Origin of the sequence: Pseudoduganella flava, from assembly GCF_007830495.1 — a bacterium.
GTDB lineage: Bacteria > Pseudomonadota > Gammaproteobacteria > Burkholderiales > Burkholderiaceae_D > Rugamonas > Rugamonas flava.
Window position 1 is genome coordinate 839,611 of sequence record NZ_VLKW01000001.1, and the last position, 26,480, is coordinate 866,090.

23 protein-coding genes are annotated in these 26,480 nt (G+C 67.3%); 16 read left to right on the plus strand and 7 right to left on the minus strand.

Annotated elements, in window-relative coordinates; genetic code table 11:
* The first annotated feature begins 70 nt into the window (after positions 1-70).
* Positions 71-481, plus strand: coding sequence for a hypothetical protein (locus IP92_RS03675; RefSeq protein WP_145873129.1), 411 nt, complete (start codon positions 71-73; stop codon positions 479-481).
* 71 nt (positions 482-552) lie between these two features.
* On the opposite strand, the gene IP92_RS03680 is transcribed toward IP92_RS03675, so the two are convergent.
* The 3 genes from IP92_RS03680 to IP92_RS03690 all read right to left on the minus strand — a co-directional run bounded on the left by IP92_RS03680 (position 553) and on the right by IP92_RS03690 (position 4,081).
* Positions 553-1,902: an MFS transporter gene (locus IP92_RS03680; protein ID WP_145873130.1), complete on the minus strand. Its 1,350-nt coding sequence runs from the start codon at positions 1,900-1,902 to the stop codon at positions 553-555.
* 172 nt (positions 1,903-2,074) lie between these two features.
* Positions 2,075-3,094, minus strand: coding sequence for an SDR family oxidoreductase (locus IP92_RS03685; protein WP_145873131.1), 1,020 nt, complete (start codon positions 3,092-3,094; stop codon positions 2,075-2,077).
* A 93-nt stretch (positions 3,095-3,187) separates the two neighbouring features.
* A complete protein-coding gene (locus IP92_RS03690; protein WP_145873132.1) occupies positions 3,188-4,081 on the minus strand; it encodes a LysR family transcriptional regulator in 894 nt (297 codons plus the stop codon).
* A gap of 113 nt (positions 4,082-4,194) precedes the next feature.
* Here IP92_RS03690 and IP92_RS03695 point away from each other — a divergent pair, with 113 nt between their 5' ends.
* Positions 4,195-4,935, plus strand: a complete 741-nt coding sequence (locus IP92_RS03695; protein WP_145873133.1) for an SDR family oxidoreductase — start codon at positions 4,195-4,197, stop codon at positions 4,933-4,935.
* A gap of 22 nt (positions 4,936-4,957) precedes the next feature.
* Positions 4,958-5,866: an SDR family oxidoreductase gene (locus IP92_RS03700; protein ID WP_145873134.1), complete on the plus strand. Its 909-nt coding sequence runs from the start codon at positions 4,958-4,960 to the stop codon at positions 5,864-5,866.
* A gap of 122 nt (positions 5,867-5,988) precedes the next feature.
* Here IP92_RS03700 and mgrA read toward each other — a convergent pair whose 3' ends face one another.
* The 4 genes from mgrA to xseA form a co-directional block, all read right to left on the minus strand.
* Positions 5,989-7,029 (minus strand): L-glyceraldehyde 3-phosphate reductase, encoded by a 1,041-nt coding sequence (gene mgrA / locus IP92_RS03705; protein ID WP_145873135.1) that lies wholly within the window; start codon positions 7,027-7,029, stop codon positions 5,989-5,991.
* A 72-nt stretch (positions 7,030-7,101) separates the two neighbouring features.
* Positions 7,102-7,680 (minus strand): superoxide dismutase [Fe], encoded by a 579-nt coding sequence (gene sodB / locus IP92_RS03710; RefSeq protein WP_145873136.1) that lies wholly within the window; start codon positions 7,678-7,680, stop codon positions 7,102-7,104.
* Positions 7,681-7,805: 125 nt separating this feature from the next.
* Positions 7,806-8,822, minus strand: a complete 1,017-nt coding sequence (locus IP92_RS03715; protein WP_145873137.1) for a LacI family DNA-binding transcriptional regulator — start codon at positions 8,820-8,822, stop codon at positions 7,806-7,808.
* 52 nt (positions 8,823-8,874) lie between these two features.
* Positions 8,875-10,233, minus strand: coding sequence for an exodeoxyribonuclease VII large subunit (gene xseA, locus IP92_RS03720; protein ID WP_145873138.1), 1,359 nt, complete (start codon positions 10,231-10,233; stop codon positions 8,875-8,877).
* Between the two features lie 354 nt (positions 10,234-10,587).
* Here xseA and IP92_RS03725 point away from each other — a divergent pair, with 354 nt between their 5' ends.
* From IP92_RS03725 to IP92_RS03785, 13 genes are all read left to right on the plus strand, one after another.
* Positions 10,588-11,061, plus strand: coding sequence for a hypothetical protein (locus tag IP92_RS03725; RefSeq protein WP_145873139.1), 474 nt, complete (start codon positions 10,588-10,590; stop codon positions 11,059-11,061).
* Between the two features lie 170 nt (positions 11,062-11,231).
* Positions 11,232-11,837 carry a MotA/TolQ/ExbB proton channel family protein gene (locus IP92_RS03730; protein WP_145873140.1) on the plus strand — a complete coding sequence of 202 codons (606 nt, stop codon included), beginning with the start codon at positions 11,232-11,234 and terminating at the stop codon, positions 11,835-11,837.
* 9 nt (positions 11,838-11,846) lie between these two features.
* Positions 11,847-12,269: an ExbD/TolR family protein gene (locus tag IP92_RS03735; RefSeq protein ID WP_145873141.1), complete on the plus strand. Its 423-nt coding sequence runs from the start codon at positions 11,847-11,849 to the stop codon at positions 12,267-12,269.
* A 54-nt stretch (positions 12,270-12,323) separates the two neighbouring features.
* The gene (lpxK, locus tag IP92_RS03740) at positions 12,324-13,358 is read left to right on the plus strand and encodes a tetraacyldisaccharide 4'-kinase (protein ID WP_145873142.1); all 1,035 of its coding nucleotides are present in this window, start codon (positions 12,324-12,326) and stop codon (positions 13,356-13,358) included.
* Entirely contained in the window at positions 13,339-13,515 is a 177-nt protein-coding gene (locus IP92_RS03745) for a Trm112 family protein (protein WP_082219489.1), read from the plus strand. The genes lpxK and IP92_RS03745 overlap by 20 nt, the downstream gene beginning before the upstream one ends.
* 14 nt (positions 13,516-13,529) lie before the next feature.
* Positions 13,530-14,279: a 3-deoxy-manno-octulosonate cytidylyltransferase gene (gene kdsB / locus IP92_RS03750; RefSeq protein WP_145873143.1), complete on the plus strand. Its 750-nt coding sequence runs from the start codon at positions 13,530-13,532 to the stop codon at positions 14,277-14,279.
* 124 nt (positions 14,280-14,403) lie between these two features.
* The gene (gene adk, locus IP92_RS03755) at positions 14,404-15,060 is read left to right on the plus strand and encodes an adenylate kinase (protein ID WP_145873144.1); all 657 of its coding nucleotides are present in this window, start codon (positions 14,404-14,406) and stop codon (positions 15,058-15,060) included.
* Positions 15,061-15,210: 150 nt separating this feature from the next.
* Positions 15,211-17,370: a sodium-translocating pyrophosphatase gene (locus IP92_RS03760; RefSeq protein ID WP_145873145.1), complete on the plus strand. Its 2,160-nt coding sequence runs from the start codon at positions 15,211-15,213 to the stop codon at positions 17,368-17,370.
* Positions 17,371-17,440: 70 nt separating this feature from the next.
* Positions 17,441-18,061, plus strand: coding sequence for a hypothetical protein (locus tag IP92_RS03765; protein WP_145873146.1), 621 nt, complete (start codon positions 17,441-17,443; stop codon positions 18,059-18,061).
* 57 nt (positions 18,062-18,118) lie between these two features.
* Entirely contained in the window at positions 18,119-18,877 is a 759-nt protein-coding gene (locus tag IP92_RS03770) for a 3-hydroxyacyl-CoA dehydrogenase (RefSeq protein WP_145873147.1), read from the plus strand.
* 67 nt (positions 18,878-18,944) lie between these two features.
* A complete protein-coding gene (gene ggt, locus IP92_RS03775; protein WP_145873148.1) occupies positions 18,945-20,723 on the plus strand; it encodes a gamma-glutamyltransferase in 1,779 nt (592 codons plus the stop codon).
* A 340-nt stretch (positions 20,724-21,063) separates the two neighbouring features.
* Entirely contained in the window at positions 21,064-22,233 is a 1,170-nt protein-coding gene (locus tag IP92_RS03780) for a patatin-like phospholipase family protein (protein WP_145873149.1), read from the plus strand.
* A gap of 1 nt (position 22,234) precedes the next feature.
* Positions 22,235-26,458: a hybrid sensor histidine kinase/response regulator gene (locus tag IP92_RS03785; RefSeq protein WP_145873150.1), complete on the plus strand. Its 4,224-nt coding sequence runs from the start codon at positions 22,235-22,237 to the stop codon at positions 26,456-26,458.
* The last annotated feature ends 22 nt before the right edge of the window (positions 26,459-26,480 follow it).

The following is a 26,480-nucleotide window of genomic DNA, read 5'->3' on the forward strand; positions in this document are numbered from 1 at the left end:
GCCGTTCCACACGCGCTGTTAGAGTAATTGCAAGGCCGCGCCTGCGGCGATGCAATCCAAGGAGGCTATCATGTCCGGCAACAGTACTCTCGATCCCGACAACTTCCCCGAACTGCCCGACCGGGTCCTGGGCAAGGGGCACGCCACCGGCGCGCTCGGTCCTTCCGACACGTCCGATTCCGGCAGCGACGTGCAGGGCGGCTCCGGCCTGGCCCAGCAGATCGAGGAAAACAATCTCGCTGGCGGCACCAATGAGGATATCGACCAGAGCACGGCGGGCGGCACGGCCGGCCCGGACGTCGGCGATGCGGACCTCGACAGCGATACCGACGCCGGCGGCACCGGCGAACGCGCCACGGTCGGCCGCGACACGACGGCGCGCGATGGCGCCGACATCGGCGTCGACCACATCGAAACGATCCCGTTCACCGGTGAGGACATCGATCCCGCCGAGCTGGACGACATCGAACGGGGCGCCTGAGTTCCGGCTCCCCCAATGAAAACGGGGCCTTCGCGGCCCCGTTTTTTTTTATACCGTTTACAGCGTTTTCATCACGCCGCCACGACTTCCTTGACGACCGGCCGGGTGAACTCGAAGCGGCGGATCTCGCCGACGAGGAACAGGTAGCACAGCACCGTCACGAGCGCGTTCGCGCCGACGAACACGAGGGCGCCGTAGAACGAGCCGGTGGCCTCGAGGATGAAGCCGATCACGATCGGCGTCGTGATGCCGGCCACGTTGCCGAACATATTGAACAGCGAACCGCTCATGCCGCCCGCCTGGCTCGGCGACGTATCGCCGACGACGGCCCAGCCCAGCGCGCCGATGCCCTTGCCGAAGAACGCCAGCGCCATCACGGCGACGACGACCCAGTCCTGCTCCACGTAGTTACACAGCACCATCGTGGTGGCCAGCAGCATGCCGCCGATGATCGGCGTCTTGCGCGCCACGGACGTGCTGTAGCCGCGCTTGATCATGCGGTCCGAGATCACGCCGCCCAGCACGCCGCCGAGGAAGCCGGCGATGGCCGGCAGCGCGGCGATGAAGCCCGCCTTCAGGATCGTCATGTGGCGTTCCTTGACGAGGTACACGGGGAACCACGTCAGGAAGAAGTACGTCAGCGTGTTGATGCAGTACTGGCCGACGTAAATCCCCAGCAGCATGCGCGACGACAGCAGCTGCTTCAGGCATGCCCACGTGTCGATCTGCTGCTTGGCGGTGCCCGTCGTTTCCAGGTCGACGAGGGCGCCGCCGCGCTGGATGTGCTGCAGTTCGGCCGCGTTGATGCGCGGGTGCTGGCGCGGGCCATGCACGAACTTGAGCCAGGCGAAGGCGATGAGGATGCCCAGCGTGCCCATCACGAAGAACACGCTCTCCCAGCCGAACGTGTGCACCAGCCAGCCCATGATCGGTGCGAACAACACGGTGGCGAAGTACTGCGCGGAGTTGAAGATCGCCGCGGCGGTGCCCCGCTCGGCGGTCGGGAACCACGATGTCGTCAGCCGGCTGTTGCCGGGGAACGAAGGTGCCTCGGCCGCGCCGACGATCAGCCGCAGCGCGAACAGCATCATCACGGCGGCGCCGCCGCTGAAGAACCCGACCCAGCCCTGCGCCAGCGTGAACAGCGACCACAGGAAGATCGAGAAGAAGTAGGTGATGCGGGTGCCGAAGCGGTCCAGCAGCCAGCCGCCCGGCAGCTGCGACAGCACGTACGACCATGAGAACGCGGAGAACACGAGGCCCATCTGCACCGGCGACAGGCCCAGCTGCTTGGACAGCTCGGGGCCGGCGATCGAGATCGTCGCGCGGTCGGCGTAGTTGACGGTGGTTACGATGAAAAGGATCGCGAGGATCGTCCAGCGCACGCGCGTGGCCCGGACGGGTGAAATTGCATCGGCCATGAAGTCTCCAGAAGCTCCGTGTGTTCTTGTGCGGAGGGTTGTCAGTCGTCATACAACGTGCGGAGTATAGCGACGCCATCCGGCCATTTGCAAGCTATTTATCACTAAAACTTATGAGGAGATATGATGACTGGACAAGCAGGCCGCAGCCTGCTTGCCGTGGAGGAGCGGATCAGGTGTTCGGCCGCTGGGTGCTGCCGCCCTGGCGCGTCAGCATCCACGCGGCCACCAGTGCGCCGCCGCCCAGCAGTGCCAGCTTCAGCGGCGAGTTCACGCGGCGGTAGGGCGACGCTTCGCGAATCGTTGCCTTGCCCATCGTCTGCTGCAATTCCTGCGTCGGGTCGGAGCTGTGCAGCGCATCGCGGCGGAACCAGCGCGACGGTTTCTTCGTGCGCTGCTGGTCCCACATCATGTGCTCGCCAATCTTGTCGAACAGGCGCGGCAGGTGGAAGCCGCCGATCGCATTGGCCCGTGCCGCCTCGCCGACGAACACGTCGCGCTTCGGATGCTGGGCCGCATCGAGGATCGCCTCGGCCACCATCTCCGGCGGGTAGATCGGCGGCGGCAGCTTCGGCTCCACGTCCATGTAGTTCTTTGCGTGGACGGTGAACATCGTGTCGATCGCGGCCGGTTTGATCAGCGTGACGGAGACGGGTGCGCCTTCCTTCTCCAGCTCCATCCGCAGCGCATCCGTATAGCCTTTCACCGCATGCTTCGATGCCGCGTACATGCCCTGCAGCGGCACCGCCACCTCGGACAGTTCGCTGCCCACGTTGATCAACGCGCCGCCTTCCTTCTTCAGGTGCTTGACCGCTTCCAGCGAGCCGTTGACGACGCCCCAGAAATTGGTCTGGAACAGGCGGTGGTTGTCTTCCTCGGACACGTCCTCGGCGCGGCCGAAGATCGAGATGCCGGCATTATTGACCCACGTGTCGATGCGGCCGAAGCGCTTCACGGCCGCCTGCGCGAGCGCGTGGACCTCGTCCTTGTTGCCGACGTCCGTCGGCACGGCCAGCGCCTCGGCGCCGCGCTGGCGCAGCTGCTCTTCCAGCTGTTCCAGCGCCGCTTCGCCGCGTGCGGCCAGGACCACCTTGGCGCCACGGGACGCGGCCATCCGGGCCGTCGTCAGGCCGATGCCGCTGGTGGCGCCCGTGATCACGATGACTTGTTGCGAGATATCTTTCAAGCGCATGCTGAGCTCCTTCTCGTGTAACCGTTCGTTGTCGATCCGCTATCGTACCCGCCGGCCCAGCTTGCGCGTCACACCATTCCGCCAGTCAAAACTTCACGCTGCCGCCGTCATCACGTCCGCCAGCCAGTCGGCAAACACGCGCACCCGCGGCGACAGCTGACGCTGGCGCGGGTACAGCACAGTCACCGGCAACGACGGCGCCGGCCACTGCGCCAGCACTTCGCGCAGCGTGCCCTCGGCCAGCATCTGGCGCACGTGGTAGCGCGGCAGTTGGGCGAAGCCGAGGCCACCGGCACAACAGGCGACGTAGGCTTCGCCGGTGCTGACGGTGACGCGGCCGGGCACCTGCACCTCGCGCAGCTGTCCATCGACCAAGAACTCGAACGGCAGCATGCGGCCGGCCGCGATCGAGTACCAGTTGACGGCCTGGTGGCGCTGCAGCTCGTCGATCGTCGCCGGTGTGCCGTGCCGTTCGATGTAGGCCGCGCTGGCGCACGTGACTTGCGCCAGCGTCGCGACGCGCCGGCCCACCATGCTCGAGTCGCGCAGCTCGCCCACGCGCAGCACGCAATCGACGCCTTCGCCGATCAGGTCCACATAGCGGTCGCCCATGCCGATTTCGACCTCGATGCCGGGATAGCGGTCCATGAATTCGTGCAGCCGCGGCAGCACGTAGAAGCGCGCCAGCGTGGGCAGGTCGACACGCAGCCTGCCCTTCGGGAGCACGCCGCGGTGGCCGAAGCCCGCCTCGGTTTCCTCGACGTCGGCCAGGATGCGCAGGCAGCGCTGGTAATAGGCCTGGCCATCGGTGGTCGGCGTCACCTTGCGCGTGGTCCGGTGCAGCAGCTGGATGCCCAGGCGCGCCTCCAGCTGGCGGATCGCGTGGGTGGCGGTGGCCGCGGGCAGTTTCAGGTCATCGGCCGCCTTGCTGAAGTTGCCCAGCTCGACGATCCGCGTGAACAGCTTCATCGCATCGAATCGGTCCATATTATTGAGAAATTTTGCACAGTGATAGTGATCTTACCTTATTTATTCAAGGTATTGCATGAGCAATACTGGCGTCACTGCAGCACATCACCCAACTGAAAAGGAGTAACGCCATGAATACGCAACAACAAGTCGCCATCGTTACCGGAGCATCGCGCGGCATCGGCGCCGCCATCGCCCAGCGCCTCGCCGCCGACGGCTACGCGGTCATCGTCAACTATGCCGGCAACGCGCAGGAAGCGGGCAAGGTCGTCGCGGCGATCGAAGCGCGGGGCGGCCGGGCCGCGGCCGTGCAGGCGGACGTCGCCGACAGCGCCGCCGTGCGCCGCCTGTTCGACGAGACGATCGCGCGCTTCGGCCGTGTCGACGTCCTCGTCAACAATGCCGGCGTGATGCCGGCGAACCTGCCGCACCTGGCCGACACGGACGACGCGACGTTCGAGCGCATGTTCGCCGTCAACGTGAAGGGCACGTTCAACGGCCTGCGCGAAGCGGCCACGCGGCTGCAGCAGGGCGGGCGCATCATCAACTTCTCGACCAGCATCATCGGCCTGTCGATGCCCGGCTACTCGGTGTACAGCGCCACGAAATCGGCGGTCGAGACGATGACGGCGGTCTTCGCGAAAGAGCTGCGCGGCAAGGCCATCACCGTCAACGCGGTGGCGCCGGGGCCGACGGCGACGGACCTGTTCCTGGACGGGAAAACGCCCGAGCACGTGGACCGCCTGGCCAAGCTGGCGCCGCTGGAACGCATCGGCGAGCCGGACGAGATCGCGGACGTCGTCGCGTTCCTTGCGAAGCCGGGCACGTGGGTCAACGGCCAGACGCTGCGCGCCAACGGCGGCTACGTTTGATGCGGACGTGGAGGACATCGTCATGGAACAGCTGACCATCCTCGTCACCGGTGCCGGCACGGGCATCGGCCTGCATACGGTCCGCGCGCTGGCGTTGGCGGGCCACACGGTGTACGCCAGCATGCGCGACATCGACGGCCGCAACGCGGCCAAGGCACGCGAGCTGCGCGACTGGGGCTTTGCACACGGAGCCGACGTGCGCGCCGTCGAACTGGACGTGCTGTCGCAGGCCTCGGCCGATGCGGCGGTGCAGGCGATCGTCGCCGCGCGGGGCCGGCTGGACGCCGTCGTCCACAACGCCGGCCACCTCGTGATCGGGCCGACGGAAGCGTTCACGCCGGAAGAAATCACACAGGTGTTCGACACCAACTTCCTCGGCACCCAGCGCGTCAACCGCGCCGTGCTGCCGGTGCTGCGGCGCCAGCGGAAGGGTCTCGTGCTGTGGGTCAGCAGCACCACGGTGCGGGGCGGCTTCCCGCCATTCCTGGGCCCGTACGCGGCGGCCAAGGCGGCGATGGACTCGTTGGCGGTGAGCCTGTCGTACGAGCTGGCGCGCTTCGGCATCGAAACGTCGATCGTCGTGCCCGGCGCCTTCACGGCCGGCACCGACCACTTCCCGAAAGCGGGCGGGCCCGCCGATACGGAAACGGCCGCCGCCTACGCCCGCTACGACGGCCTGATGGACCAGGTGGGGGCGCGGCTGGCGGAGCTGTCGCCGCCGGAAGCCGATCCCGCCGCCGTGGGCGCCGAGATCGCCCGCATCGTCGGCCTGCCGCACGGCACCCGCCCGTTCCGCTCGGTGGTCGACTTCATCGACGACGGCGCCGCCGCGGTGACGGAGGTGGCCGAGCGCGTCCGCGAAGAGTTCGCCCACCGCATCGGCATCGCCGACCTGCTGCGGCCGGCGCCCGCCGCCACCGCGGCCAACTGACGAGCCTGTGTCCACCTTGGGGTCAACCCCATTTTCGGACACGAGCTCATCCACTAACCGCTGAGCCCGTGTCCGTTTTCGGGGTTGACCCCACGGTGGACACGAGCTCAGCTGTGGTTGTGTCAGCTCGCCGACGACCCCGCCCACAGGTTGATGCCACCCTCCTGCGCCAGCGCGTCGATCGCCGTCAGTTCGTCGGCCGTGAAGTCCAGCCGGGCCAGCGCACCGATGTTTTCGCGGATCTGCGCCGCGTTCGAGGCGCCGATCAAGGTGGAGGTGATGCGCGGGTCGCGCAGTACCCAGGCCAGCGCCATCTGTGCCAGCGACTGGCCGCGCGCTTGCGCGATGTCGTTCAGGCCGCGCACGCGGCGCAGGTTGTCGTCGGTCAGGTGCGACGCCTGCAGCGAGCCGCCGCCGGGGCGGTTGACGCGCGCGTCCTGCGGGATGCCGTTCAGGTACTTGTCCGTGAGGATGCCCTGCGCCAGCGCCGTGAACGTGATGCAGCCGATGCCTTGCCGGCCCAGCGTGTCGAGCAATCCTTCCGTCTCGATCCACCGGTTGAGCATGTTGTACGACGGCTGGTGGATCAGGCAGGGCACCTTCCAGTCGGCCAGCAGGCGCTGCGCTTCCTCGGTCTTGGCGGCGGAATACGACGACACGCCCACGTACAGCGCCTTGCCCTGGTGGACCGCATGGGCCAGCGCCGCCATCGTTTCTTCCAGCGGCGTGTCCGGGTCGAAGCGGTGCGAATAGAAGATGTCGACGTAGTCCAGCCCCATGCGCTTCAGGCTCTGGTCCAGGCTCGCCAGCACGTACTTGCGCGAGCCGCCGCCCTGGCCGTACGGGCCGGGCCACATGTCCCAGCCGGCCTTCGTGGAGATGATCAATTCGTCGCGGTACGGCTTGAAGTCGTCGCGGAAGATGCGGCCGAAGTTCGTCTCGGCGCTGCCGTACGGTGGCCCGTAGTTGTTGGCGAGGTCGAAGTGGGTGATGCCATGATCGAAACTGGTGCGCAGCATCTCGCGCTGCGTGGCGATGCTGGTCGTGTCGCCGAAGTTGTGCCACAGGCCCAGCGACAGCACGGGCAGTTTCAGGCCGCTCTTGCCGCAGGTGCGGTACTGCATCGGGCCGTCGTAGCGGTGGCGGGAAGCGAGATAGCTCATCGGGGCTCCTACAATGAAAAAAGCCCGCGCGGGCGGGCTTCCGGGTACAGAGTTACTGCACTACTGCCTGATTCAGGCGAAGTTCTGGTTGACGAAGTCCCAGTTGACCGTGTTCCACCACGATTCCACGAACTTCGGACGGGCGTTGCGGTAGTCGATGTAGTAAGCGTGTTCCCATACGTCGCAGGTCAGCAGCGGCTTGTCGGCCGTTGTCAGCGGGGTCTGGGCGTTGGACGTGTTGACGATGTCGACGGAACCGTCGGCCTTCTTCACCAGCCAGGTCCAGCCGGAACCGAAGTTGCCGACGGCGGACTTGCTGAACTCTTCCTTGAACTTGTCGAACGAACCCCACTTGGCGGTGATCGCATCGGCCACGGCACCGGTCGGCGCGCCGCCGCCGTTCGGCTTCATGCAGTTCCAGAAGAACGTGTGGTTCCACACCTGCGCGGAGTTGTTGAAGATGCCGCCGGAGGACTTCTTGATGATCTCTTCCAGGGACAGGTTCTCGAACTCGGTGCCCTTGATCAGGTTGTTCAGGTTCGTCACATACGCCTGGTGGTGCTTACCGTAGTGGTATTCCAGCGTCTCCTGGGAGATGTGCGGCTGCAGGGCGTCCTTCGCGTAGGGCAGGGGCGGCAGAGTATGTTCCATGTGTGTTTCCTTTTAACGAGACAGAAGGGTAATTTTGACGAAACGACCAACATTGTAATGCGTCGCCCGGGGCTTTGCCGAAAGCCCCCTCAAAATGTGCGGCAAACGCGCGGCAAGCCCCGGCTTCAGTGGGGCCGCGTGGTTTCCCGCACGACCAGCTCGACCGGCGGCACCCGCGTCGGCACCCGGTCGCCATTGATGAGCCGCAGCAGCGCCGTAATCGCCGTCAGGCCGATCTCGTACAGCGGCTGCCGCACCGTCGTCAGCGGCGGCGTCGTGAACGACGAGCCGGGCAGGTCGTCAAAGCCCACCAGCGACACGTCTTCCGGCACGCGCACGCCCTTGCGGTACAGCGCCAGCCGCACGCCGTACGCGCTCTGGTCGTTCGCCGCGAACACGGCGGTGAATTCCTGGCGCGTCTCGAACAGGTGGTTGATCGCGATGAGACCGCTGTTTTCGTGGAAATTACCTTCGACGACGAGCGCCGGGTCGACGGCGATGCCGGCATCTTCCAGCGCCTTGCGGTAGCCGCGCAGCCGGGCCGACGCGTCGGCGTGGCTCGGCGGGCCCGCGACGAACGCGATGCGCCGGTGGCCCAGCTCGATCAGGTGGCGCACGGCCAGCCAGGCGCCGTGCTCGTTATCCATCGTGAAGCCCAGCGCGTTCGACGCATCGAGCGCGCGGCCGGTGACGACGATCGGGCGCTGCGTGGCGAAGTGCAGCAGTTCGTCGTCGGGCAGGTTGCCGGACAACAGGACGATGCCGTCCACCTTGCGTGCCAGCAGCAGCCTGATGCGGTCCGCTTCCTCCAGCGCGCTCCAGTGGCCCGTGACGATCACGGATGCGTAGCCGGTGCCTTTCAGGCCGTCGTCGATGCCGTGCAAGGTCTCGTCGAAGAACGGCGACGAGATGTCCTGCACGATGATGCCGATCGTGTGCGTGCGGCCCTTCTTGAGGCCTTGCGCCATCAGGTTCGGTGCGAAATTGGTGCGCGCGATCGCCTTCATCACGGCTTGCCGCTTGTCGTCGGAAACGCGGGCCGTGCCGTTCAGGATGCGCGAGACGGTGGAAGGCGAGACGCCGGCCTCCCGAGCGACGTCAAGCAGGGTCGATGGCCCTGCCGCCACTGTTTTTTTTATCATTGTTGTCCCGTGGTTATAACTTCGGCCAAGGTTACCATATGGCGCGGGACGATTACAGCGTGGGCTGTACGCCTGCCACGTCGACGTCGGCACTGCCTTCGGCCAAGCGTACGGTGACGGTGGTGCGCGGCTGCAGCTGCGCGGGCGAGCGCAGGATCGTGCCTTGCCGGTCCGTGACGATCGCGTAACCCCGTTCCAATGTGCGCTGTGGATTGAGCAGTTCCAGCTGCGCGGCCAGCGCGCCCAATGCTTCACGTTCGCGCTGCACGCGCGCGCCGATGTTGACGGTGCAGCGGTGCTGCAGCGCGGCCAGGTGGGCACGCACCGGGCGCGTGTCCGGGCGCTGCGCGGCCAGCCGGCCGGCCAGCCGTTCCAGCGTGTGGCGGGCCTGGTTCAAAGGCGTGCGGTTCGCATGCATCATCGCCGTCGAGAGCGCCAGCAGCTCGAGGCGCTGCTGGCGGATCCGCGCCGTTGGGCTCAGCAGCCGGCGGCTGTGGTTGTCCAGCGTTTGCGCAGCGTCGTTTAACGTGCGGCGCATCGCGCGGCGCAGGTCCGTCGCGTCCGCACGCAGCGAAGCGAGCCAGTCGCCACGGGGCGTCGCGGCCAGTTCGGCCGCCGCCGTCGGCGTCGCCGCGCGCAGGTCGGCGGCGAAGTCGGCGATCGTGAAGTCCGTCTCGTGGCCCACGCCCGAGATCACCGGCATGCTGCATTCGGCGATCGCATACGCCACCTGCTCGTCGTTGAAGCACCACAGGTCCTCGATGCTGCCGCCGCCGCGGCAGACGATCAGCACGTCGCACTCGGCGCGGTGCGATGCGGTGCGGATCGCCAGCGCGATCTGTTCTGCGGCCAGCTGGCCCTGCACCAGCGTGGGGTAGAGCACGATGTTCACATGCGGCGCGCGGCGGCGCAGCGCCGTCAGCACGTCGCGCAGCGCGGCCGCCTGCGGACTCGTGACGATGCCGATGGTGCGGGCGAACAGCGGGATGGCGCGCTTCCTGTCCTCATCGAACAGGCCGGCCGCGGACAGCCGTTCCTTCAGCCGCATGAACGCCTCGAACAGCGCGCCGACGCCGGCGCGGCGGATCGCCTCGACATTGATCTGGTAGTCGCCACGCGGGCCGTATAACGTGACGAGCGCGCGCACCTCGACCTTGTCGCCCTCGCGCGGCACGAAGCCGGCGTACTGGGCGCGGCCGCGGAACATCACGGCGCGCACCTGGGCCGCGTCGTCCTTCAACGTGAAGTACCAGTGGCCGGAACTGGCGCGCGTGAAATTGGAGATTTCCCCAGCGATCCACGTCAGTGGAAAACTCCGTTCCAGCAGCCGCGCGACGGCTTGGTTCAGGGCGCTGACGGTGATGACGGCGTTCTGGCCGGCGGCGGAATCGGGGCGGTCGTAGGTAGTCATGGGCAGGCTGTCCACAGTGTCATCAAGCGGTCATGCTTATGTCATATCTCGCCTGAAACGGCAAGATGTTTTTCTAAGGGGCTGATTTTAAAAGGTAAACCTGGCTGCTGCATTCGCGGGCAGCGTAAGAATAGTCTTACAAATCAAGGACTTTGCCGATGCGGGGGATTCTTACGCACAAAGATATCCACAGAATTTGTGGGGAACCTTTGCACCAAACTGGGCCGTTGCTGCAAATTTCCGCACGAAAACATTTTGGTTACAAATCAATGACTTGAGTCCGGTGGGTGCAGCTTCCCCACAATTTTATCCACAGAAGTTGTGAAGAATCGGCGGCGCCTTCCAGCGGCGCTGATGGCGGAACTCGCGCCGCACCTGCTCCCGAACAGCCTGCCCAATTTTTGTGCGAGGACATTTTTTCCTTACGAATCAAGGGGTTTACGGGATACCGGCAGCCTTGCGCACAATATTGTCCACAGTTTTTGTGCAGAAGGCGCACAAGACGCCCGCGGGAACGTGAAAAGCGGCAATTTTCTGTCGCTGCATTGTTTTTCAGCAGGCTTGTTTTTCTCTTGTAAATCAAAGACTTTACTTGTCATCAATGGCCTTGCCAACAATCTTATCAACAGTTTATGTGCAGAACCGAACATTCTCAAAAGAACTGTGCGTAGTGCCGCTGCAAACTTTTTGCGCAAGGAAATTTTTCCCTTTCATATCAGTACCTTAGGGGTGCGGCGCGGCCGTTGCCAACAATTTTGTCCACAGAAAATGTTAAGAACCGCACAGACGCGGCCGTGGAAAAACGCTGCACAAAAAACGCGCAGCTAAAATAATCAACGTAAAATCAAGTACTTGGCATCAATGCGGGGCTTTGCGCACAATCTTTTCCACAGAATTTGTGCAGAACCTCGCCAGGCGGGCACACGAACTGTCCACACTTGCCGGAGCACGGCCAAAACGCTACATTGCGCGTCTGGGCTTTCCACAAGGAGTAAGTTTTGCTCGCCATCTTCCAAGCTGCCGGCTGGCCGATCTGGCTGCTGCTGATCGCATCCATCGTCGCGACCGCGCTGATCATCGAACGCCTGCTGACGTTGCGGCGCGCGCGGATCCTGCCGCCGAACCTGCTCGACGAAGTCACGCGGGTCTACCGCGGCGGCAATATCACACCGGAGATCATCGAGAAGCTGGAAACCAGTTCGCCGCTGGGCACCGTGCTGGCCGCCGCGCTGCGCAACGTGAATGCGCCGCGCGACGTGATGAAGGAATCGATCGAAGAGGCGGGCGGCGGTGTCGCCCACACGCTGGAACGCTTCCTGACGACCCTGGGCACGATCGCCACGCTGGCGCCGCTGATGGGCCTGTTCGGCACCGTCGTCGGCATGATCGAGATCTTCGGCGCGCAAAACCCCACCGGCGCCAATCCGGCCCAGCTGGCGCACGGCATCTCGGTGGCGCTGTACAACACCGGATTCGGCCTGGCGATCGCCATGCCCACGCTGGTGTTCTACCGCCACTTCCGCGCGCTGGTGGACAGCTTCGTGATCCAGATGGAGCAGCAGGCGGTGCGCTTCGTCGACGTCGTGCACGGCGCGCGCAACTGAGGCGGCACCATGGACTTCCGCAAGGGCCGGCGCCGCGAGGATCCGGACATCAACCTGATCCCGTTCATCGACGTGCTGCTGGTGATCCTGATCTTCCTGATGGTCAGCACCACGTACAGCCGCTTCACCGAGCTGCAGATCACGCTGCCGACGGCCGATGCCGGGAAGGCGGCCGAACAGCCGAACCAGATCGACGTGACCGTCGACGCGAAGGGCAACTACACGGTCAATGGCCAGCCCGTATCGTTCCGCGACCCGGCCGGCCTGGCCGCCACGTTGAAGGCCGCCGCGAAGCCGGGCAGCGACCCGGTCGTCGTCGTCAATGCCGACCAGTTCGCGATGCACCAGATGGTCGTCAACGTGATGGAGGCCGCGCGCATCGCCGGCTACGGCAAGCTGACGTTCGCCGCGCAGACGGGCAGTGCAAAGTAACCTGCGCAGTGATCTCCGCCTTGACTCATCCCTTGCCACCGCGTGCCGCCTGACATGGCGGGCACGCTCGAATCCACGCTGACGCGCGCCTGGCTGCACCGCGGCCCGTTGGCCTGCGCGCTGTATCCCGTGTCGCTGCTGTTTCGCGCGCTGGCCGGCGTGCGCGCGCTGCTGTATCGCACCGGCGTGCTGAAATCCGGCAGGCTGCCGGTACCCGTCGTCGTCGTCGGCAATATCTTCATCGGCGGCACCGGCAAGACGCCGCTGACGATCTGGCTCGTCGAACAGCTGCGCGCGGCTGGCTTCACGCCGGGCGTCATCTCGCGCGGCTTCGGCGGCAAGGGCAGTGCGCCGCGGCCCGTGACGCCGCTGTCGACGCCGAGCGATGTGGGCGACGAGCCCGTGCTGATCGCCACCCGCGCCGGCTGCCCCGTGTTCGTTTGCCGCGACCGCCACGAGGCGGGCAGGGCACTGCTGGCCGCGCATCCGCAGGTGGACGTGATCGTCACCGACGATGGCCTGCAGCATTACGCCCTTGCGCGCGATGTCGAAGTGGTGCTGTTCGACGGCCGCGGCGTCGGCAATGGCTGGACGTTGCCGGCCGGGCCCTTGCGCGAGCCGCCCGCGCGCCGGCGCGACTTCACCGTCGTCAATGCGACGGAGATCACGCCGGCGCTGGCGGCCAGCGTCGGCGGCGCGCCTTACCGGATGACGCTGGCGGGCGACGTGGCCGAGCGCCTGGCCGACCGGCGCGAGCGCATGCCGCTGGCGCAGCTGGCGCAGCGCGGCGGCAAGATCGTCGCCGCGGCCGGCATCGGCAACCCGGGCCGGTTCTTCCGCATGCTGGCCGGCGCCGGTCTCGCGTTCGCGGAGCTGCCGCTGCCCGATCACCACGACTTCCTCGACCGTCCGTTCGCGCAGCTGGACGCGGACTTGATCTTGTTGACGGAGAAGGATGCAGTAAAATGCGCACACATCGAAGAACTGAGGAACGATCCGCGCCTGTGGGTCGTTCCCGTCAGCGCGCGCATCGATGCCGCGCTGGCCGCACACATTGTGGAGAAATGCCGTGGACGCACGTTTGCTTGACATCCTGGTCTGCCCCGTTTGCAAGGGCCCGCTCGAATACGACAAGAAAGCCCAGGAGATGATCTGCCGCGGCGACCGCCTGGCCTATCCGATCCGCGACGGCATCCCGATCATGTGGGCCGACGAAGCCCGCACGCTTCAGGACGCTGTGGAATAAGGCGCGCCGCAGCAGTGTCCTTCACCGTCATCATCCCCGCGCGCCTGGCCTCGACCCGGCTGCCGAACAAGCCCCTCGCCGACATCCACGGCAAGCCGATGGTCGTGCGCGTGGCCGAACGTGCCGCGCTGTCCGGCGCCGCGCGCATCATCGTCGCCACCGATCACGCATCGATCGAAGACGCATGCCGGCAGCACGGCATCGACGTGCGCATGACGCGCGCCGATCACCCGTCCGGCACCGACCGCATCGCCGAAGTGGCGCAGGCGCTTGGCCTGGCCGCGAACGAGGTGGTCGTCAACCTGCAGGGCGACGAGCCGCTGATCGACCCGGCCCTGCTGGCCGCATGCGCAAGCCGCATCGGGCCGGACGTGCCGATGGCCACCTGCGCGCACCCGCTGACCGATGCCGGGGAAGCTTTCAATCCGAACGTCGTCAAGGTCGTGCTGGACAAGGCGGGCCGCGCGCTGTACTTCAGCCGCGCGACGATCCCGTGGGCACGCGACGCGTTCGCGCAATCGAAGGACATCCTGCCACCCGGCTACCAACCGCTGCGCCACATCGGCCTGTACGCCTACCGCAACGACTTCCTGCAAGCCTATCCGCGGCTGGACGTGTCGCCCCTCGAAGGCATCGAGGCGCTGGAACAGCTGCGCGTGCTGTGGCACGGCCATCCTATCGCCGTGCATGTCACCGGCGCGGCGCCCGCCCCCGGTGTCGATACGCCTGAAGACCTGGAACGCGTGCGCGCTCAGTTTGTCTGAGCATTTGCAGTTTTGCATGTCAAAACTGCTCGCAAAGTGGCGTTCGTCCAGCGTTTTGTGGTAAGTTTCGTCACGACCCTGACACACTTACCACTATATTATTAAAATCGTTTTAGGAATTTTCATGCGTCTCATTCTGTTAGGAGCTCCCGGCGCCGGCAAGGGCACCCAGGCCAACTTCATCAAGGAAAAGTACAACATTCCTCAGATTTCGACCGGTGACATGCTGCGCGCCGCCATCAAGGCGGGCACCGAGCTGGGCATCGCGGCGAAGAAGGTGATGGACGCTGGGCAGCTGGTATCCGACGACATCATCATCGGCCTGGTGAAGGACCGCCTGAAGGAAGCGGACTGCGCGAACGGCTACCTGTTCGACGGCTTCCCGCGCACGATCGCCCAGGCCGACGCGATGAAGGATGCCGGCGTGAAGATCGACTACGTGCTGGAGATCGCCGTGCCGGACGAACAGATCATCGAGCGCATGGATGGCCGCCGTTGCCACCCCGGCTCCGGCCGCGTGTACCACGTGAAGTTCAACCCGCCGAAGGTCGACGGCGTCGACGACGTGACCGGCGAACCGCTGGTGCAGCGCGACGACGACAAGGCCGAGACCGTCAAGAAGCGCCTGGACGTTTACCATAACCAGACGGAAGTGCTGCTGGGTTATTACAACGAATGGGCCAAATCGGGCGACTCCCTCGCGCCAAAATACCGCAAGATCGAAGGCGTCGGCCCGGTGGAGGAAATCCGCGACCGCGCATTCGCCGCGCTCGCGCAATAACAAAACCTGAAACGGACCGGCAACGGTCCGTTTTTTTTATTTGCCGGCCCCCTATCGGCCGCACCAGTTTTCGTTTGTATCGTTTCGTTGCCGCCGCGTGGCGGTTTGATGAAGTCCGATTTGATAACGTTGGCTAGAAGAGGGGGACATATGGCAGCGAGTCTGTGGTTTGCGGTGGCGTGCGGTGTCATTGCGGTGGTGTACGGGCTGTGGTCGCGCAGTTGGATCCTGCGGCAGGACGCGGGCAATCCGCGCATGCAGGAGATCGCCACGGCGATCCAGCAGGGCGCCGGCGCCTACCTGGCGCGGCAGTACCGCACGATCGGCATCGTCGGCATCGTTCTCCTCGTCGCCATCTTCTTCATGCTCGGCTTCCATACGGCGCTGGGCTTCCTGATCGGTGCCGTGCTGTCCGGCGCGTGCGGCTTCATCGGCATGAACGTGTCGGTGCGGGCCAATGTGCGCACGGCGCAGGCCGCGTCCGTCGGCATGAACGAGGCGCTCAACGTGGCCTTCCGCGGCGGCGCGATCACGGGCCTGCTGGTGGTCGGCCTGGGCCTCCTTGGCGTGGCGCTGTTCTACTGGGTGCTGACGACGTTCGCCAGCACCGCCTATCCCGCCACCAACCTGACCCCGCACGACGTGATCAAGCCGCTGATCGGCCTCGCGTTCGGCGCGTCGCTGATTTCGATCTTCGCGCGCCTGGGCGGGGGCATCTTCACGAAGGGCGCCGACGTCGGCGCCGACCTCGTCGGCAAGGTCGAGGCGGGCATTCCCGAGGACGATCCGCGCAATCCCGCCGTCATCGCCGACAACGTGGGCGACAACGTGGGCGACTGCGCCGGCATGGCGGCCGACCTGTTCGAGACCTATGTCGTGACCTTGATCGCGACGATGCTGCTGGGCGCCCTGATGATCACGGACGCACCCCGCGAAGCGATCCTGTATCCGCTGCTGCTGGGCGGCGTGTCGATCCTCGGTTCGATCGTCGGCTGCCTGTTCGTCAAGGCCAAGCCGGGCAAGAAGATCATGTCCGCGCTGTACACGGGGCTGTGGTGGTCGGCGATCCTGTCGCTGATCGGTTTCGCCGTCGTCACGTGGCTGCTGTGGAGCGACGACACGATGCGCTGGCAGATGATGGGCGCGACGGTCGTCGGCATCGTGCTCACGGGCCTGATGGTCTACATCACCGAGTTCTATACGGGTACCGACTTCAAGCCGGTGCGCCACATCGCCGAGGCGTCGACGACGGGCCACGGCACCAACATCATCGCCGGGCTGGGCGTGTCGATGAAGTCGACCGCGTGGCCCGTGCTGGCCGTGTGCGTGGCGATCCTCGTGTCGTACAAGCTGGCGGGCCTGTACGGCATCGCGATCGCGGCCACGTCGATGCTGTCGATGGCCGGCATCATCGTTGCGCTGGACGCGTATGGTCCGGTGACGGACAACGCCGGCGGCATCGCCGAGATGGCCGGCATGCCCGACTCGGTGCGCGCGATCACCGATCCGCTGGACGCCGTCGGCAACACGACGAAGGCCGTCACGAAAGGCTATGCGATCGGCTCGGCCGGGCTGGCCGCGCTGGTGCTGTTCGCCGACTACACGCACGCGCTGGAGTCGCGCCAGCTGTCGATGACGTTCGACCTGTCCAACCCGATGGTGATCGTGGGCCTCTTCATCGGCGGCCTGATTCCCTACCTGTTCGGGGCGATGGCGATGGAAGCGGTCGGCCGCGCGGCAGGTGCCGTCGTCGTCGAGGTACGGCGCCAGTTCCGCGACATCAAGGGCATCATGGACGGCAGCGGCCGGCCCGAGTACGACAAGGCCGTCGACATGCTGACCGCGTCGGCGATCCGCGAGATGATCGTGCCGTCGCTGCTGCCCGTCATCGTGCCTATCCTGGTCGGCATGCTGCTGGGGCCCGCGGCGCTGGGCGGCATGCTGATGGGGACGATCGTCACGGGCCTGTTCGTCGCGATCTCGATGACGACGGGCGGCGGCGCGTGGGACAACGCGAAAAAATACATCGAGGACGGCAATCACGGCGGCAAGGGTTCCGATGCGCACAAGGCCGCGGTGACGGGCGACACGGTGGGCGACCCGTACAAGGACACGGCCGGCCCCGCGGTGAACCCGCTGATCAAGATCATCAACATCGTCGCGCTGCTGCTGGTGCCGCTGCTGCCGGCCACCGGCTGGCTTGCCGTCGCGACGGAACCGCTGCAGGCGCACGCTCCGGCCGCCGTGAAGAACCGCGTCGCCACCGGGACCACGCCCGCGCCGGTGGCGGAGCGCCCGGCCGAGCGCTGAGCGGCTGCGGTGCGGCAGGGCGGGGCGGGCCGGCGTATCATGGACCGGCCGTCCTCGCCTGGAGTTTTCGATGCCGTTCGCCGCGCCCCGGTGCCCGTCCTTCCGCCGCTATCTGCTTTGCTGCGCCTTGCTGGCGCTGGCCGGGGCGCACGCCCAGGAAGTGGAGCAGGGGCGGCGTAACGAGGCCGCCAACCCGGCGGCCGCCGCCAAGCCGGCTGCCGACCAGGCCGCGTATGCCCGGCTGCCGGTGTGCAAACTGGCGCCGGACGGCCGCAGCCTCGCCGTCGAGCCGTGCCGCACGGCGCCGGCGCAGCGGCCGATGCCGCGCCGCCCCGTGCCGCACCAGGACTATCCCGAACCCCGCATCGGCATCCAGGAAGCCCCGCGCCCGGAGCTGACCTTGCCGGCGGCCACGCTGGAACCCCGTTCGCCGTATCCGGCCGCGCCGGTGCCGCCGGTGCCGCCCGCCGTCAATCCGCAGGCGGCGCAGTCACCCTACGTGAGCCCGGCCCCCGGCACGTTCGCCGCGCCGCCGCCGGGGCCCAGCCGGCCGTCTCCGGCGGCGTGCGTCGGCGGGGTATGCCGCGATGCCGGCGGCGCCCCTTACACGGGCGGCGGCGGGACGGGCGTGCTGAAGAGCCCCAGCGGACGCATCTGCACGAGCACGGGCGGCTTTATCCGCTGCATGTGATCCGCTACAATCGCCTCCATTGACGTTTACGTAAACGTCACCAACAGTGGAGACAGCATGCAAATTCGGGACAATGTATTCATCATCACGGGCGGCGCTTCGGGACTCGGCGCGGCGACGGCGCGTGCGCTGGCCGCGCAGGGCGGCAAGGTGGTGCTGGCGGACGTGCAGGTCGAGGCAGGTGAGGCGCTGGCGGCCGAGTTGAACGGGCGCTTCGTGCGCTGCGACGTGACGCAGGAGGCGGACGGCCTGGCCGTCGTTGCCGCGGCGCGCGAGCTGGGTGCGCTGCGCGGCATCGTCAACTGCGCCGGCGTGGCGCCGGCCGCGAAGACGGTCGGCAAGGACGGCCCCCATCCGCTCGACGCGTTCACCCGCACCATCGGCATCAACCTGATCGGCACGTTCAATATGTGCCGCCTCGCGGCGGACGCGATGAGCAAGCTCGACCCGCTCGAGCACGGCGAGCGGGGCGTGATCGTCAACACGGCGTCCGTCGCCGCGTTCGACGGCCAGATCGGCCAGGCCGCGTATGCGGCATCGAAGGCCGGCGTGGCGGGGATGACGCTGCCGATGGCGCGCGACCTGTCGCGCAGCGGCATCCGCGTGATGACGATCGCCCCCGGCATCTTCGAGACGCCGATGCTGCTCGGGATGCCGGCCGAGGTGCAGGATGCGCTGGGCAAGATGGTGCCGTTCCCACCGCGTCTCGGCAAGCCGGACGAGTATGCGCAGCTGGCGCTGGCCATCATCGGCAACGTGATGCTGAACGGCGAGACGATCCGCCTGGACGGTGCGATCCGCATGCAGCCGAAATAAGGTAGCATTCGTTCGTCAAGAGAACGCGCGGCCGCCGTCGCGCGTTTTGCTTTTTGAAGGAGGATCGATGAAGCGACTGAATTTGGTGCCCGGTGCCGTATCCCTTGCGCTGGCCTTGCTGTGCGGTGGTCCGGACGCGTTCGCGCAGGAGCGCGCGCCCGAAATCGCCACCGGTTATGCCGAGAAGCAGGGCGCCGTCGCGCACAAGTACATGGTGGCCGCGGCCAACCCGCTCGCCACCGATGCGGGCTACCAGATGCTCAAGCAGGGCGGCAGCGCGATCGATGCGGCCATCGCCACGCAGCTGGTGCTGACGCTCGTCGAGCCGCAATCGTCGGGCATCGGCGGCGGCGCGTTCCTGCTGCTGTTCGACGGGAACAAAGTGCATTCGTACGACGGCCGCGAGACGGCGCCGATGGCCGCCACCGAGGCGCTGTTCCTGGACAAGGACGGCAAGCCGATGTCGCGCGAGCAGGGCATCGTCGGCGGCCGCTCGACGGGGGCGCCGGGCGTGCTGCGCATGCTGGAGCTGGCGCACAAGCGCCACGGCAAGCTGGCGTGGGCCACGCTGTTCGGCCCCGCGATCCGGCTGGCCGAGGAAGGCTTCGCGGTCAGCCCGCGCCTGAACGCATTGCTGAAGTACGACCAGCGCCGCCTGCCGCGCGACCCTGTCGCCGCCGCGTATTTCTACGATGCGGATGGCGCGCCGCGCCCGGTCGGCTACGTGCTGAAGAACCCGGAACTGGCGCGCACTTTGCGCGAGATCGCCAGCAAAGGCGCCGATGCGTTCTACACGGGCCGGATCGCGCGCGACATCGCCGCGAAGGTCGCCAACCATCCGACCAATCCGGGCCTGCTGACGGCCAGGGACATCGCCGACTACCGCGCCAAGGAGCGCGATCCCGTCTGCGCCGATTACCGGCAATGGAAGGTGTGCGGCATGCCGCCGCCGTCGTCGGGCGGCATCGCCATCGCGCAGATGCTGGGCATCCTGGAACACACGCCGATCGGTGCGCATGCGCCGGTGGGCGGCGCGCTGGACGCCGAGGCGATCCACCTGTTCTCCGAAGCGGGCCGGCTGGCGTACGCGGACCGCAACCGCTACGTGGCCGACACCGACTTCGTGCCGCTGCCCGGCAACGGCATCGCATCGATGCTGGACAAGCGCTACCTGACCCAGCGTGCCACGCTGATCGGCGCGCAGTCGATGGGCAGCGCGCAGGCCGGCACGCCGCCAGGGATGCAAGTGGCATGGGGCACCGACACGGCGCTGGACCGGCCGTCGACGTCGCACCTGGTGGCGGTGGACCAGTACGGCAACGGGCTGTCGATGACGACGTCCGTCGAGGATGCATTCGGCTCGCGGCAGATGGTGGATGGCTTCATGCTGAACAACCAGCTGACCGACTTCTCGTTCGACGCGCGCGACGACAACGGCCCGATCGCCAACCGCGTCCAGCCGGGCAAACGGCCGCGCAGCGCGATGTCGCCGACGCTCGTGTTCGACAAGGCGACGGGCAAGCTGGTGTTGGCGACGGGCTCGCCGGGCGGCTCGGCGATCATCAACTACGTGGCCAAGGTGCTGGTCGGCACGCTGGATTGGCACCTCGACGTGCAGCAGGCGATCAGCCTGCCGAACTTCGGCAGCCGCAACGGCCCGACGGAGCTGGAAGCGGGCCGCGTGAGCCCGGCCGTCATCGCCCAGCTGAAGGCGAAGGGCCACGTCGTCCGCGAATTCGAGCAGAACTCCGGCCTGCAAGGCATCCAGCGCCAGCAGCGCAACGGCCGCGACGTGTGGTTCGGCGGCGCCGACCCGCGCCGCGAAGGCATCGTCAAAGGCGACTGACGCCTGTCGCATTTCCGCACCAGGGACTGTCCCTCATCCGTGGAAACACTCCGTGGAAGCTCTGGCGTTTCCACGCGATCGCCACACAACCTGCGGGTGCCCGGCGCGGCGCCCCGTCCTTTCTTCAGTTTGTTGCCCAAAATCGGGGACTGTCCCCGATTTTGGGCAACAAAGCATCGAAGCGACGGCAAGTTGGCTACTCGGCCGTGGAAAATACGGCGAGCTGGAGATGACGGCTTGCGTCGTGCGTTTTGTTTCCTGAAACGAGGGACAGTCCCTGTGCGGATTTGCAACGGACTCGGGAGTTTGGGAAACATATCGGGCGTGTTACCCTTAGTAAATGGGAATGAAAAAGAAGACCGGCCTGATTTTGACGGGAGGCGGCGCCCGTGCCGCCTATCAGGCCGGCGTGCTGCAGGCCATTGCCGAGATCCTGTGGGACGAGGGCTGGGCGCCGGCGCGCAACCCCTTCCAGATCATCTGCGGCACGTCGGCCGGGGCGATCAATGCGACGGCGCTGGCGTGCCGCGCCGATAATTTCGGCGAAAGCGTCGCGAAGCTGATGGAGGTGTGGTCACATATCGCCGTCGAGCAGGTGTACCGCGCCGATTCGCTTGGCGTGCTGCGCTCTGGCGCGCGCTGGCTGTCGCTGTTGTCGTTCGGCTGGCTGCTGCGCAAATGGCATGCGGCGCCGCCCACCTCGCTGCTGGACAACACGCCCCTCGTCAACCTGCTGCACCGCATGCTCGACCTGCCGCGCCTCGACGGCGTGCTGCAGGAAGGCTTGCTGCATGCGGTGGCCGTGACGGCGTCGTCGTACACGGGTGGCCAGCACATCACGTTCTACCAGACCGCGGCGGAGATCGCGCCGTGGGTGCGGATGCAGCGGGTGGCGCTGCAGGACCAGATCGGCGTCGAGCACCTGCTGGCGTCGTCCGCCATTCCGTTCATCTTTCCGGCGACGCCGCTGTTCGTCGGCGGCCAGCGCGAATACTGCGGCGACGGCTCGATGCGCCAGCTGGCGCCGATTTCGCCGGCGATCCACCTGGGCGCCGCGAAGGTGCTCGTCGTCGGTGCCGGGCGGCTGACCGAGCCGCCGCGCCAGGGCGGCGACAACGCCCGCTATCCCAGCCTCGCGCAAGTGGCGGGCCACGCGATGTCGTCGATCTTCCTGGACGGCCTGGCGATGGACATCGAGCGCCTCAACCGCGTCAACCACACGCTGTCGATGCTGCCGGCCGAGCTGCTGGACAAGACCCCGCTGCGCCCCGTCGAACTGCTCGTCATCGCGCCGTCGGAGCGGCTCGACGACCTGGCGCTGCGCCACGTCGGCAGCCTGCCCGCGCCGATCCGCGCGATGCTGTCCGGGATCGGCGCGACCGAGTCGCGCGGCGCCGCGCTGGCGTCCTACCTGCTGTTCGAGGCCAGCTACACCAATGAGCTGATCCGGCTGGGCCAGCGCGATACCCACGCGCGCCGCGCCGACGTGCTGGCCTTCTTTGGAAACTGAGATGGCGCGCCTGTTCCGCTGCTTGCCCCATGTACTGTTGCTGTGCTTTGCGCTGGCCTGCCAGACGGTGCTCGCGGTGCCGCCCCGCACGCTGCGTTTTGAGCAGCTGAGCGTGGAGGATGGCCTGCCGCAGGAATCCGTGCTGGCGATCGCGCAGGACCGGCAGGGCTTCATCTGGTTCGGCACACAGGCCGGGCTGGCCCGCTTCGACGGCTACCGCACCGTCGTCTACCAGCACGCGCTGGCCGATCCGCACGGCCTTGCCGAGAACTGGGTGCGCGTGCTGCACGTCGATCCATCCGGCCGGCTGTGGATCGGCACCGACAACGGCCTCGACCTGTTCGACCCGCTGACGCAGCGCTTCACGCATTACCGCCCGGCCGAGCCGGAGGAACGTGGCAACGGCAACCGCCACGTGCGCGCGATCGTCGACGACGACGCCGGCGGCCTGTGGCTCGGCACCGCGGATGGCCTGCAGCGCTTCAATCCCGCCACCGGCCGCTACACGATCTGGCACAACACCGTCGGCGACCCGCACAGCCTGGGGCACGACCAGATCAATGCGCTGGCGCGCGACGCGGCGGGGCGCCTGTGGATCGGCACGCCGGCCGGTATCGACGTGCTGGCGCCGGGCAGCGCGCAGTTCGAGCACTTCGCGGCCAACGGCGGCGGCAAGGGCCGGGGCTTGCCGGTGCAGGCGTTGCTGGTCGATCGTGGCCAGAACCTGTGGGTCGGCACGCATGCGGGCCTGGAACGCTGGCGCCTCGACGCGGCCGGCCAGCCGCCGCGGCGCGAACGGATGCCGGACCAGGCGGGCATGCCCGCGATCACCGTCATCGCCCTGTACCAGGATGTCGACGGCACCATCTGGGTCGGCACCCGCAACGACGGCTTGTACCGCTGGCGCCCGGAAGCGGGGCGCTTCGCGTCGTACCGCCACGAGGTGGGCGATCCGCACAGCCTCGGCGACGACTACGTGTCGGCGCTGTTCCGCGACCGCGTCGGCACGTTCTGGGTGGGCACCTGGTACAACGGCGTCAGCCGTGTGGACCTGTCGAGCGGCGGCTTCTCGCGCCTCGTCAAGGATCCGGACGACCACGGCACGCTGAAGGACAACCGCGTGCGCGCGATCGTCGACGCCGGCGGCGGCAAGCTATGGGTCGGCAACGACGATGGCCTCAGCCTGTACGATCCCGTCAGCGGTGCCAGCCGCCTGTACGTGCTGCCGCTCGGCGGCGGCCATGGCGACGCCCACGTGACGGCGCTGTGGCGCGAACCCGGCGGCACGGTGTGGGTCGGCTCGCGTGCCGGCGTGCGCACGTTCGATCCCGCCACCGGCACCTTTGGCCCGTTGCTGCTCTCGCGCGGCAACCCCGAGTTGGACACGGTGCGCTTCATCTACGGCGACCGCGCCGGCATGGTGTGGGTATCGAGCAAGGCGGGGCTGTACCGTCTCGATCCCGCCAGCGGCGGCATGCTCGCGTTCCGCCACGACCCGAACGACCCGCACAGCCTGGCCGACAACACGGTGCGCCCCGTGCTGGAAGACCGCGCCGGCAACCTGTGGGTCGGCACGTTCAACGGCCTCGATCTGCTGGACCGCCGCACCGGCCGCTTCACGCACGTCCAGCACGACCCCAACGACCCCGCCAGCCTGTCGCACAACGAGGTGCATTACCTGTACGAGGACAGCGCCGGCGCGCTGTGGGTTGGCACCGCGGCGGGCCTGAACCGCATGCGCCGCGGCGCCGACGGCGCCGTCTCGTTCAGCCGCTACACGCGGCGCGACGGCCTGGCCGACGATTCGATCGCGGCGATATTGGCCGACGCGCAGGGCAAGCTGTGGCTGTCGACGAACATCGGGCTGACGAGCCTGGACCCGGCTACGGGCCGCGTGCGCAACTACGCGGGCGCCGACGGCACGATCGAAGGGGCCTATTTCGACGGTTCGGCGCTGGCCGCGCGCGACGGCATCCTCTACTTCGGCGGCTTCAACGGCATCACGGCATTCGATCCCACGGCGGTGCGGCCGAACGGCATTGCGCCGGCCGTCGCGATCACCGACTTCCAGATCTTCAACGAATCGCTGCGGCCCGGCGCGCGCCGCCCGGATGGCCGCGTGCCGCTGCAGCGGGCCATCGAGGCGACCCGCGAACTGACGCTGCAGCAGCAGGACTCCGTGTTCTCGCTGGAGTTCGCGGCGCTGCACTTTGCGTCGCCGCAGAACAACCGCTTTGCCTACCAGCTCGAAGGCTTCGACCGGGACTGGGTCAGCACGGGCGCGAACAAGCGCTTCGCCACGTACACGAACCTGGACCCGGGCCGCTACGTGTTCCGCGTGAAGGCGGCCAACAAGGATGGCGTGTGGGGCGAGCCGACCGAGCTGGCGATCACGATCATGCCGCCGATGTGGAAGACGTGGTGGTTCCGCACGGCGGTGCTGCTGTCCGTGCTGGGCGGTGCATTCGTGCTGTACCGGGCGCGCGTGCAGGCGCTGCGCAGCCAGCGCTCGCGGCTGGAGCGCCAGGTCAGCCTGCGCACGGCCGAAGTCGAGATGAAGAACCGGCTGCTGACGCAGCAGACGCGCGAGCTGGAGCAGCGCGACGAGTGGCTGTCGCACGAGAAGCAGCGCGCCGAGGATGCGACGCGGCAGAAGTCCGAATTCCTCGCCAACATGAGCCACGAGATGCGCACCCCGCTGGCCGGCGTGATCGGCATGCTGGGCTTCGCGCTGCGCGATCCCACGCTGCAGCCGGCCACGCGCGAGCAGATCGAACGGGGCCAGGCCAACGCGCAGTCGCTGCTGTCGATCATCAACGACCTGCTTGATTTCTCGAAGATCGAGGCGGGCAAGCTGACGATCGAGAAGATCGATTTCTCGCTGGCCGCCGCGGTGGAGAACGTCGTCAGCCTGTTCGAGGAGCAGGCCGCGGCCCAGGGCATCGAGTTCCGCGTCGACTATGAGCGCGACCTGCCGCACTTCGTCGTCGGCGACCCGATGCGGCTGCGCCAGGTGCTCGTCAACCTCGTCGGCAATGCGTTCAAGTTCACCCAGCGTGGCCACGTCGCGCTGCGCGTGGCCCGCGTCGGGGCAACCGACGGCGGCTGCGCGCTGATCCGCTTCACCGTCGAGGACACCGGCATCGGCATCCCGCCGGCCGAGCTGCCGCGGCTGTTCGAGAAGTTCGAGCAGGCCGACGCGACGACCACGCGGCGCTACGGCGGCACGGGCCTTGGCCTGGCGATCTGCCGTCAGCTGGTCAACCTGATGGGCGGCGAGATCGGCGCCATCAGCGCGCCGGACGAGGGCAGCGTGTTTACCTTCACGCTGCCGCTGTGCGACGGCGTGCCGCCGCCGCTGGTGCCGCAGCTGCCGCGCGCACCGCACACGCACCGGCTGAAGGTGCTGTGCGCCGAGGACTTCCCGACCAACCAGATCATCATCCGCATGATGCTGGAGGACCTGGGGCACAGCGTCGACATCGTCGGCAACGGCGCGCTGGCCGTGGCGGCGTGCGCGCACACCCGCTATGACCTGATCCTGATGGACGGCCGCATGCCGGAGATGGATGGGCCGACTGCCACCCGCGTGATCCGCGCCGGCGGCCCGGTCGGCGCGCCGGTGCGCGACCGCGACGTGACGATCATCGCGCTGACGGCCAATGTCAGCGAAGAAGACCGCAGCCGCTACCTCGCCTCCGGCATGAACGACTTCCTGACCAAGCCGATCGACGAGGGCGCACTGCACCTGCAGCTGACCCGCGCGATCGAGCGCCAGTTGCGCCGCGGCCTCGAGCTCGAGCCGATGCCGGCGCAGCCGCACGCCCCGCGGCCCAGCGTGGCCGAGCTGGATGCGATGTTCGGCGTCGATACGGGCCAGCCGCCGCTGCAGCGGCCGCTGCAGCGGCCGTTGCCGGCCATCGACCAGGAAGCGGCCGACGCGCTGCGCCTGCGCCTGCGCGACGCGTTCATCGCCGACCTGCCGGGCCGGCTCGACGAGCTCGATGCGGCGCTGGCCGCCGCCGATGCGGATGCGGCGGGCCGGCTGTTCCACGGCATGAAGGGCAGCGCCGCCTACCTGCAGGAGATGGAGCTGCATGCGCTGTGCGCGGAACTGGAGCGTGCCGCCGACCGCGCACTGTGGCAGGCCATCCAGCAGAAGCTGCCGCGCCTGCACGCGATGCTGGGCCGGATCCTGACGCCGGCGGGAACCCAGGGCCGCTGAACGTCACGGCCGCGCGTCCGAG

What these genes read in the sequence shown, in the direction of transcription:
- IP92_RS03770 (WP_145873147.1), top strand. Translation starts at nt 18,119, where the DNA reads ATGCAAATTCGGGACAATGTATTCATCATCACGGGCGGCGCTTCGGGA.
- IP92_RS03735 (WP_145873141.1), top strand. Translation starts at nt 11,847, where the DNA reads ATGGACTTCCGCAAGGGCCGGCGCCGCGAGGATCCGGACATCAACCTG.
- IP92_RS03780 (WP_145873149.1), top strand. Translation starts at nt 21,064, where the DNA reads ATGGGAATGAAAAAGAAGACCGGCCTGATTTTGACGGGAGGCGGCGCC.
- IP92_RS03695 (WP_145873133.1), top strand. Translation starts at nt 4,195, where the DNA reads ATGAATACGCAACAACAAGTCGCCATCGTTACCGGAGCATCGCGCGGC.
- xseA (WP_145873138.1), bottom strand. Translation starts at nt 10,233, where the DNA reads ATGACTACCTACGACCGCCCCGATTCCGCCGCCGGCCAGAACGCCGTC.
- IP92_RS03675 (WP_145873129.1), top strand. Translation starts at nt 71, where the DNA reads ATGTCCGGCAACAGTACTCTCGATCCCGACAACTTCCCCGAACTGCCC.
- IP92_RS03685 (WP_145873131.1), bottom strand. Translation starts at nt 3,094, where the DNA reads ATGCGCTTGAAAGATATCTCGCAACAAGTCATCGTGATCACGGGCGCC.
- IP92_RS03760 (WP_145873145.1), top strand. Translation starts at nt 15,211, where the DNA reads ATGGCAGCGAGTCTGTGGTTTGCGGTGGCGTGCGGTGTCATTGCGGTG.
- IP92_RS03765 (WP_145873146.1), top strand. Translation starts at nt 17,441, where the DNA reads ATGCCGTTCGCCGCGCCCCGGTGCCCGTCCTTCCGCCGCTATCTGCTT.
- IP92_RS03715 (WP_145873137.1), bottom strand. Translation starts at nt 8,822, where the DNA reads ATGATAAAAAAAACAGTGGCGGCAGGGCCATCGACCCTGCTTGACGTC.
- lpxK (WP_145873142.1), top strand. Translation starts at nt 12,324, where the DNA reads ATGGCGGGCACGCTCGAATCCACGCTGACGCGCGCCTGGCTGCACCGC.
- IP92_RS03690 (WP_145873132.1), bottom strand. Translation starts at nt 4,081, where the DNA reads ATGGACCGATTCGATGCGATGAAGCTGTTCACGCGGATCGTCGAGCTG.
- adk (WP_145873144.1), top strand. Translation starts at nt 14,404, where the DNA reads ATGCGTCTCATTCTGTTAGGAGCTCCCGGCGCCGGCAAGGGCACCCAG.
- ggt (WP_145873148.1), top strand. Translation starts at nt 18,945, where the DNA reads ATGAAGCGACTGAATTTGGTGCCCGGTGCCGTATCCCTTGCGCTGGCC.
- mgrA (WP_145873135.1), bottom strand. Translation starts at nt 7,029, where the DNA reads ATGAGCTATCTCGCTTCCCGCCACCGCTACGACGGCCCGATGCAGTAC.
- IP92_RS03680 (WP_145873130.1), bottom strand. Translation starts at nt 1,902, where the DNA reads ATGGCCGATGCAATTTCACCCGTCCGGGCCACGCGCGTGCGCTGGACG.
- IP92_RS03700 (WP_145873134.1), top strand. Translation starts at nt 4,958, where the DNA reads ATGGAACAGCTGACCATCCTCGTCACCGGTGCCGGCACGGGCATCGGC.
- IP92_RS03725 (WP_145873139.1), top strand. Translation starts at nt 10,588, where the DNA reads ATGGCGGAACTCGCGCCGCACCTGCTCCCGAACAGCCTGCCCAATTTT.
- sodB (WP_145873136.1), bottom strand. Translation starts at nt 7,680, where the DNA reads ATGGAACATACTCTGCCGCCCCTGCCCTACGCGAAGGACGCCCTGCAG.
- IP92_RS03785 (WP_145873150.1), top strand. Translation starts at nt 22,235, where the DNA reads ATGGCGCGCCTGTTCCGCTGCTTGCCCCATGTACTGTTGCTGTGCTTT.